At 71.0% G+C, this 7,186-nt stretch carries 8 protein-coding genes; 4 read left to right on the top strand and 4 right to left on the bottom strand.

Annotated elements, in window-relative coordinates; genetic code table 11:
* On the top strand, nt 1-853 hold an 853-nt coding region (locus P3L51_RS20780; protein ID WP_354606769.1), incomplete at its 5' end, for an ATP-binding cassette domain-containing protein.
* A gap of 91 nt (nt 854-944) precedes the next feature.
* Here P3L51_RS20780 and P3L51_RS20775 read toward each other — a convergent pair.
* Together P3L51_RS20775 and P3L51_RS20770 are read right to left on the bottom strand one after the other, a co-directional pair.
* The gene (locus tag P3L51_RS20775; protein ID WP_354606768.1) at nt 945-1,739 is read right to left on the bottom strand and encodes a SigB/SigF/SigG family RNA polymerase sigma factor; all 795 of its coding nucleotides are present in this window, start codon (nt 1,737-1,739) and stop codon (nt 945-947) included.
* A gap of 209 nt (nt 1,740-1,948) precedes the next feature.
* Nucleotides 1,949-3,358 (bottom strand): NADP-dependent succinic semialdehyde dehydrogenase, encoded by a 1,410-nt coding sequence (locus P3L51_RS20770; protein WP_354606767.1) that lies wholly within the window; start codon nt 3,356-3,358, stop codon nt 1,949-1,951.
* Nucleotides 3,359-3,470: 112 nt separating this feature from the next.
* Between P3L51_RS20770 and P3L51_RS20765 the strand changes: the two genes are divergently transcribed.
* The 3 genes from P3L51_RS20765 (at nt 3,471) to P3L51_RS20755 (ending at nt 5,599) form a co-directional block, all read left to right on the top strand.
* A complete protein-coding gene (locus tag P3L51_RS20765) occupies nt 3,471-4,070 on the top strand; it encodes a class I SAM-dependent methyltransferase (protein WP_354606766.1) in 600 nt (199 codons plus the stop codon).
* A 123-nt stretch (nt 4,071-4,193) separates the two neighbouring features.
* Nucleotides 4,194-4,499, top strand: coding sequence for a hypothetical protein (locus tag P3L51_RS20760; RefSeq protein WP_354606765.1), 306 nt, complete (start codon nt 4,194-4,196; stop codon nt 4,497-4,499).
* 113 nt (nt 4,500-4,612) lie between these two features.
* Nucleotides 4,613-5,599: a hypothetical protein gene (locus tag P3L51_RS20755; RefSeq protein WP_354606764.1), complete on the top strand. Its 987-nt coding sequence runs from the start codon at nt 4,613-4,615 to the stop codon at nt 5,597-5,599.
* Nucleotides 5,600-5,690: 91 nt separating this feature from the next.
* Here P3L51_RS20755 and P3L51_RS20750 read toward each other — a convergent pair whose 3' ends face one another.
* Together P3L51_RS20750 and P3L51_RS20745 are read right to left on the bottom strand one after the other, a co-directional pair.
* Complete coding sequence (locus P3L51_RS20750) at nt 5,691-5,873, bottom strand: tail-anchor membrane protein (protein ID WP_031228443.1); 183 nt, start codon at nt 5,871-5,873, stop codon at nt 5,691-5,693.
* A 125-nt stretch (nt 5,874-5,998) separates the two neighbouring features.
* The gene (locus P3L51_RS20745; protein ID WP_354606763.1) at nt 5,999-7,078 is read right to left on the bottom strand and encodes a fatty acid desaturase family protein; all 1,080 of its coding nucleotides are present in this window, start codon (nt 7,076-7,078) and stop codon (nt 5,999-6,001) included.
* Between the last annotated feature and the right edge of the window lie 108 nt (nt 7,079-7,186).

Below are 7,186 nucleotides of genomic sequence, written 5' to 3'. Positions count from 1 at the left end.
CAACAGGTCCATCCCGTCCGGCGGCCTCCCCATCCCCGAGCCCACGAAGGTGATCACCCTGGAAAACGTGTCCTTCAGCTATCCGGACCGGGAAACACCCGCGCTCACCGAACTGTCCCTCACGATCCCGATGGGCTCGGTGGTCGCCCTGGTCGGTGAGAACGGTTCCGGGAAGAGCACGCTCGTGAAACTCCTCGCCGGGCTGCACCTCCCCGCCGGCGGGCGGTTGGCATGGGACGGCGTGGACGTCACCGAGGCGGACCGCGAGCAGATCTTCGACCGGGTGTCGCTGCTCACCCAGGACTTCGAGCGCTGGCCGGTGACCGCCGGGGCGAACATCGAGATCGGCCGGCCCGACGCCGCCGACGGCGACATGGCCGCGGCGGCGCGGTACTCGGGGGCGGACCGGATCGCCGAGGGCCTGCCGAAGGGTTTCCACACCCTGCTGGCCCGCGTGTTCCGTGGGGCGTCCGAGCTGTCCGGCGGGCAGTGGCAGAAGTTCGGCCTGGCCCGTGCCCACTACCGGGACGCCCAGGTGATCGTGGTGGACGAGCCCACGTCGGCCCTCGATCCGGGCTCGGAGATCGCGGCCTTCGACCGGATCCGGGGGCTGGCCGACGAGCGGAGGGCCGTCGTGCTCGTCACGCACCGCATGTCCGGGGTGCGGTACGCGGACCTCATCTACGTACTGCACGAGGGCCGGCTGGTCGAACAGGGGGACCACGAGAATCTGTTGGCAGCCGGAGGCCGATACGCCTCGATGTTCCGCATGCAGGCGGAGCAGTACGGCCACGGGGCGGACGCCGGAACCGGCGTGCCGCACCAGGGCGGATCCGCCACGCAACCGTCCTGACCCGGCGGTTCGTCCCTGGGCGCCGCCCACCCGGTGCCCGGGGACGATCCGGCCGTCACACGGAGGCGGCGCGCCGGCGCCCGTCATCGCCTTACGCGGCGCCCCGCAGCACATCCCTACGGATGCGCGCGCAGGAGTCGTTGATCAGCCGGGAGACGTGCATCTGCGAGATGCCGAGGTCCTCGGCGATGCTGCTCTGTGTCATCCCGCGGAAGAACCTCAGATAGAGGATCTTCTTCTCCCGGTCGGGAAGCCGGCGCAGCCGCGGCTTGACCGACTCACGGTCGATCACCGCGTCCAGCGCCTCGTCCCAGGCGCCGAGGGAGTCACCGAGCGTGGGACCCTCCTCCGCGGCGGACAGGCTCGCGTCGAGCGACAGCACGCGGAAGCAGTCCATCGCCTCGACACCCATGACCACTTCGTCCTCGGTCATCCCCGTGTGGAAGGCGATCTCCTCGACCGTCGGTGCCATGATCCCGTGCCACTGGGCCAGTTCGTCGCGGGCATCGCGCACCCGGCCCCGCAACTCCTGCACCCGCCGGGGCACATGGACGGACCAGAGCCGGTCCCTGAAGTGCCGCTTGAGCTCCCCGGTGATCGTGGGCACGGCGAAGCTCTCGAACGCGGTGCCGCGATCCGGGTCGTACCGTTCCACGGCCTTCACCAGCCCGATGGCCGCGACCTGCCGCAGATCCTCCAGCGCTTCGCCCCGGTGCCGGAATCTGCCTGCCAGCCGGTCGGCCATCGGAAGCCAGGCGCAGACGATCTCCCCGCGCGTCCGGGCCTTCTCGGGGCCGTCCGGCAGTCCGGCGGCCCGCTCGAAAGCCTCGGAGGTGTCGGGCACGTCCTCGTGCCTCACCCGGTAGGCCATCACCCGAGGGGTCATGATGCTCGTCAGCTCCTCGCTCGACGCGGCCGTCGTCACCGGGGGAGCACGGGGCCGGCCGCCGGGCGACGCCCGGAGCGGTACGCCGCTCCACGGACGTGCCTCCTGTCCGAAGCACGAACAGCGTGTGCCCCTGAACACCCGGGGCAAACAGGGGGTGTTCAGGGGCGGTTCGCGGGCGAGTTCGAGGGGGCAGCGCGGCAGGTCCCTCAGCCGTCGCCGTCCGGTTCGGCACCGTGCCAGACGGTCGTGACGTTGCAGAATTCACGGATCCCGTGGTCCGACAACTCCCGCCCGTAGCCGGAGCGCTTGACGCCGCCGAAGGGGAGCGCGGGGTGGGAGGCGGTCATCCCGTTGAAGAAGACACCGCCGGCCTGGAGGTCGGTCACGAAGCGCCGCACCTCCTCGTCGTCGCGCGTCCACACATTGGAGCTCAGACCGAACGGAGTGTCGTTGGCGACGCTCACCGCCTCGTCGAGATCGGCCACGCGGTACACGGTGGCCACGGGGCCGAACGCCTCTTCGTGGTGGATGCGCATGTCGGCGGAGACATCCGTGAGGACGGTGGGTTCGTAGTACCAGCCGCGGCTCAGCCCGTCGGGGCGCCGCCCGCCGCAGCGGGCCATCGCGCCTCGGTTGACCGCGTCGTCGACCAGTTCCTCCAGGTCAGCGCGGCCCTGTTCGCTGGAGAGCGGGCCGACGTCGGTGGACTCGTCCATCGGGTCGCCGACGGTCAGCTTCCGCATCCCGGCGACGAAGCGTTCACCGAACGCGTCGTAGACGTCGGCGTGCACGATGAAGCGCTTGGCTGCGATGCAGGACTGCCCGTTGTTCTGCACCCGGGCGGTCACCGCGGTCCGCGCGGCCCGGTCGATGTCCGCGGACGGCATCACGATGTACGGGTCGCTGCCGCCGAGTTCGAGTACGGTCCGCTTCACCTCGTCGCCGGCGATGGCGGCGACGGAGCGCCCGGCCGGCTCACTGCCGGTCAGGGTCGCCGCGGCCACACGGCTGTCGCGCAGGATGCCCTCGATCGCGTCGGACCCCACGAGCAGCGTCTGGAAGCAGCCCTCGGGGAAACCCGCCCTCTTGAAGAGGGTGCCGAGATACAGCGCGGTCTGCGGGACGTTCGACGCGTGTTTGAGCAGGCCGACGTTGCCCGCCATGAGGGCGGGGGCGACGAACCGTACGACCTGCCAGAGCGGGAAGTTCCACGGCATGACCGCCAGCACGACGCCCAGCGGGCGGTAGCGGACATACGCGCGCGCGGCGCCGGAGTCCTGGACGTCGGCGGCGGACGGGTGCTCGTCGGCGAGCAGTTCCCGCGCGTGGCGCGCGTACCAGCGCATCGACTTGGCACACTTCGCCGCCTCCGCGCGTGCGGCGCCGATCGGCTTGCCCATCTCGGTGGTCATGGTGCGGGCGATCTCGTCCTGATCCTCCTCAAGGAGGTCGGCGGCCCGGTTCATCAGTGTGGCCCGGTGGTCGAGGTCCGTGGTGCGATACCCGTCGAAGGCGGCGGCAGCCGCGGCCAGCCGCCGCTCGATCTCGTCGGACCCCAGGGCGTCGAACGTCTTCAGGGTCTCGCCGGTGGCGGGATCGACCGTGGCGATGGGCATGGGACAGTCCTCCTCTGACTCGGTGCTTCGACAGTCGCGCGGTAGGGGCGGCCCCGCAACGCGGGCGGGACGGGGCAGGGCGGGGCCGTACGCGGCGGGGGATCATGTAGCCATGGGCCACGACCACACGCACGTTCAGGAATTCTTCGGTGTCCGGGCGGCGGACTGGGACGCGCGTTTCCCCGACGACGGCCCGGCCTATGCCGCCGCGGCGGCCGGCATGGGGCTGCGCGGCGGCGACAGCGTCCTGGACGCGGGCTGCGGCACCGGGCGCGCGCTGGCGGCCCTACGGGACGCCGTGGGGCCACAGGGCACGGTGCTGGGCGCCGATCTCACCCCGGAGATGCTCGCGGCGGCCGTACGGAGCGGTCGCGACGCGGTCGGCGCCCTGCTGCTCGCCGACGTGGCACGCCTGCCCCTGCACGCGGACTCCCTCGACGCGGTCTTCGCCGCCGGACTGATCGCCCATCTGCCGGAGCCCGACACAAATCTGCGGGAGCTGGCCAGGGTCGTACGGCCCGGTGGGCGGCTGGCCCTCTTCCACCCCATCGGGCGGGCCGCGCTGGCCGCCCGGCGGGGCCGGCGGATCACCCCGGACGATCTCCGCGCCGAGGGCACGCTGCGTCCGCTGCTGGCCGGCGCGGGCTGGCGGCTCGTCTCGTACGTGGACGAGGACGACCGCTTCCTCGCGCTCGCCGTACGCGAGGAATGAGCCACCCGGAATGAGCCACCCGGTCGGCCGGGACGCCCCGGACCGAGTGCACCGTCGCGTGAGCGGGTATCGAACCTGTGTAGGAGGCGGGGGCCCGAGGGATGTGCGGAAGGTGGACGGACGATGTTCGACAAGCTGCGTCGGTTGTTCGTATCGAACCGGACCGCCGCGCCGGTCGCCGAGCCGGCCGCTTCGTCCCGGAGCCGGACACGGCAGCACAACCTCTTCGAGGCGGCCGCCACCTATGTCGCGGCGACCGCCGACGACGACCAGGACCGGATGGACGAGGCGTCCGGCTGGGTCTCCCCCGAGGCGCTGTCCTTCGGGGTCAGCGAGCTGGCGTGCCGGGCCGTGATCGCGCTGGCGAGGGAGCGGGACGAGTCGCCCCAGACGGTGGCGCGCAGCCTCCTGGGGCTGCCCGCCGCTTGACGGCGGGCCCCGGACGCGCGCGGGCACCCGCCAACCTCTCGACGGCCGGGCGGCCGACTGGCTAAGGTGCGCCGACGACCGATCGGACACGGCCGATCGGATGGGGAGGTGCCGTGACGGGTACGGACGAATCCACCGATGAGGACGCACTGTTCGTGCTGTCGGCCGTACTGCTGACGCCCGCGCAGTTCCCCAGCGTGCTCGGCGACGATTTCCCGGAGGCGTGCGCGGCTCTCGGGCTGGAGCCGTACGACCGCGGGTACGGGCTGGTGCTCGGCCAGGACGGCACCGGCGCGCGCTGGACGGTGGCCGTCGACGACGTGTCGCTGGTCGCCGTCGCCATCGCGGCGTGGGACTGCGGCATGGAGTACGACCTGTCTCCCGACGAACGCACGGTGGTCGCGGCGCTGCCCGGCTGGCCGCTGGCCCTCGCGGTCGCGGCGCCGGGGATTCCCGCGCCGCACGATCCCGATCCGGAGCCGGGCGCGGACGACGACGGAGCGAGACCGCCGCTCGCGCCGCCCGACACGGCCGACTGGGGGGCGGCGCAGCGCCGTCTCGGCGCGGACGAGATCGCGCTTCAGTGGGAGGCGTGGCGCGCGCAGTTCGACTCCGAGGACGAGCAACAGCGCGCGGATGTGGACGTGCGGTCGCCGGACGAGGACGCGGATACGGATACGGACACCGCCTCCGGCGACAACGACGACAACCGCGACGGCGACGGTGACGAGGCCGCTGCGGCGAGGCCCGCGTCGGACGCGACGGAGGTCGGCGACCCCGACGGCCCGGGAGTCGACCCGGGAGTCGGCCCGGGAGTCGGCCCGGGAGTCCTCCACGAGGGCGTACGACGCGTGCTGAAGGAGCTGCACGGCTACCTGGAGTCGTCTCCTCCGCCGGGCCGGGTCCGCTCCGGCTTCGCGCCCGCCGGCGCGCGGATGCTGCGGGCCGACGGCCCCGGCTGGTCCCTCGTCGCCAGGACCGACGACATCGCCTACATCCTGCTGGACGACGAACCGAACGACGTACTGCCGGTGGGCCGCGGGCCCGAGCTGCCAAAGCTCCTCGAAGCCCTCGACAAGATCGCTGTCCGCCCGTCCTGACCGGCTCCGCAATTCACGAGGCCCCGTACGTACACCGGACCCATGGTGCGGTCCGGTGTACGTACGGGGCCCTTCGCGGGTCAGCGCCGGGTCAGCGGCCGATCTCCTTGCGCGTGATGCGCTTGAGCCGGCGACGCTGCGACGGGTCGAGCATCAGATAGGCCACCGCGGGCACACCGAGCACCACGAGCAGCGACATCCAGAATCCGATGAATGGAATCAGGAGAAGACCGACGGCCACTCCCCCGACAGCGATCTTTGCCCTAGTCGACATTTTCGACGCCTCCTCCGCGGCCGAAGCCGCTCACTGCTGATAGAACGCTCGCCGGCGTCCTCCAGTTCCACTATGCGCCGCAGACGTGCGCGGCGCCCCGGTGAGCGGCTCTCGGTCTCGCGGAGTCAGGCCGCGTCGCGCAGCGGTGCGCCTACCTCGTGCAGATGTCCGAGTGCCTGCCGGTACGAGTCGACCAGGCTCGTCTCCACGTAGGCGACGTCCATCTCCTCGCAGTAGGCGCGGACCAGCGGCTGGGCGAGCTTCAGGTGGGGACGGGGCATGCTCGGGAAGAGGTGGTGCTCGACCTGGTAGTTCAGGCCGCCCAGGAACCAGTCGGTGAAGAACCCGCCCCGGATGTTGCGGGAGGTCAGGACCTGCTTGCGCAGGTGGCCCCAGCTCGCGAACTCCTCGTCGGTCGGGATCGTCATGCCCTTGTGGTTCGGCGCGAACGCCATGCCCAGGTGGAGGCCGTAGATCATCTGGTGAATGAGCAGGAAGACGACGGCCTGGCCGACACTGAGCGTGGTGAACAGCAGCGCGAGGTAGGCGATGACGTGCACCACGAGCAGTGAGCCTTCGAGGAAGCGCTCACGCGGCTTCTGACGCTGATTGGCGCGGGAGAAGACGGACTGGAATCCGTACACCTTGAGGGCGATGCCCTCCAGCGTCGTCAGCGGGAAGAACATCACGGCCTGGTGGCGGGTGAGCCAGCGGCGGAATCCCTTGCGGCCTTCGGTCTGGTGCTGCGCGAAGACGAGGATGTCGGCACCGACGTCCGGGTCCTTCTCCAGGTGGTTGGGATTGGCGTGGTGCCGGTTGTGCTTGTCGTTCCACCAGTCTTGGCTCATTCCGAGCAGAAGATTGGCGTGGAAAAGCTGTACGAGACGGTTCCTACCGCGAGTGGTCGCTATCTGGGCGTGGCCCGCGTCGTGCGCGATGAACGACATCTGGGCCGAGACGAGCGCCAGTGCCGGGGCCAGGAGCAGCGCCCACCAGGACTCTCCGATCAGCACCAGGCCGGTCACGATCGCTGCCATTTCGATCAGGTTGACGGCGATACCCCGGGCGTACCAGGCGGTCCGCCGTTCGAGGAGGCCCTGCTCCCGGATCGTCCGCAGAAGGGGCGCGAAGTCGCTGCCGCCTGTGCGGGCGGCAGGGGGGCCGGGGTTGGTGGACTCCGCGACTTCTGCGGGGGCCTGGGACATGTCGGTCTCCGGTCTGTAGGCCGACGATCGTGTAGATCGTTTAGGTGGGAAATGGCAGTGCGGTGAGGCCGTTCGAGTGGCGCTGTTGAAGCTTGATCGCGCCGATCG

It is taken from the genome of Streptomyces panacea (genome assembly GCF_040560175.1).
In the GTDB taxonomy this organism is placed as follows: domain Bacteria; phylum Actinomycetota; class Actinomycetes; order Streptomycetales; family Streptomycetaceae; genus Streptomyces; species Streptomyces panacea.
This window is presented reverse-complemented; position numbering and strand designations above follow the sequence as displayed.

Coding starts and splice junctions, on each gene's coding strand:
- P3L51_RS20760 (WP_354606765.1), top strand. CDS start 4,194: ATGTTCGACAAGCTGCGTCGGTTGTTCGTATCGAACCGGACCGCCGCG.
- P3L51_RS20770 (WP_354606767.1), bottom strand. CDS start 3,358: ATGCCCATCGCCACGGTCGATCCCGCCACCGGCGAGACCCTGAAGACG.
- P3L51_RS20750 (WP_031228443.1), bottom strand. CDS start 5,873: ATGTCGACTAGGGCAAAGATCGCTGTCGGGGGAGTGGCCGTCGGTCTT.
- P3L51_RS20745 (WP_354606763.1), bottom strand. CDS start 7,078: ATGTCCCAGGCCCCCGCAGAAGTCGCGGAGTCCACCAACCCCGGCCCC.
- P3L51_RS20765 (WP_354606766.1), top strand. CDS start 3,471: ATGGGCCACGACCACACGCACGTTCAGGAATTCTTCGGTGTCCGGGCG.
- P3L51_RS20775 (WP_354606768.1), bottom strand. CDS start 1,739: ATGACCCCTCGGGTGATGGCCTACCGGGTGAGGCACGAGGACGTGCCC.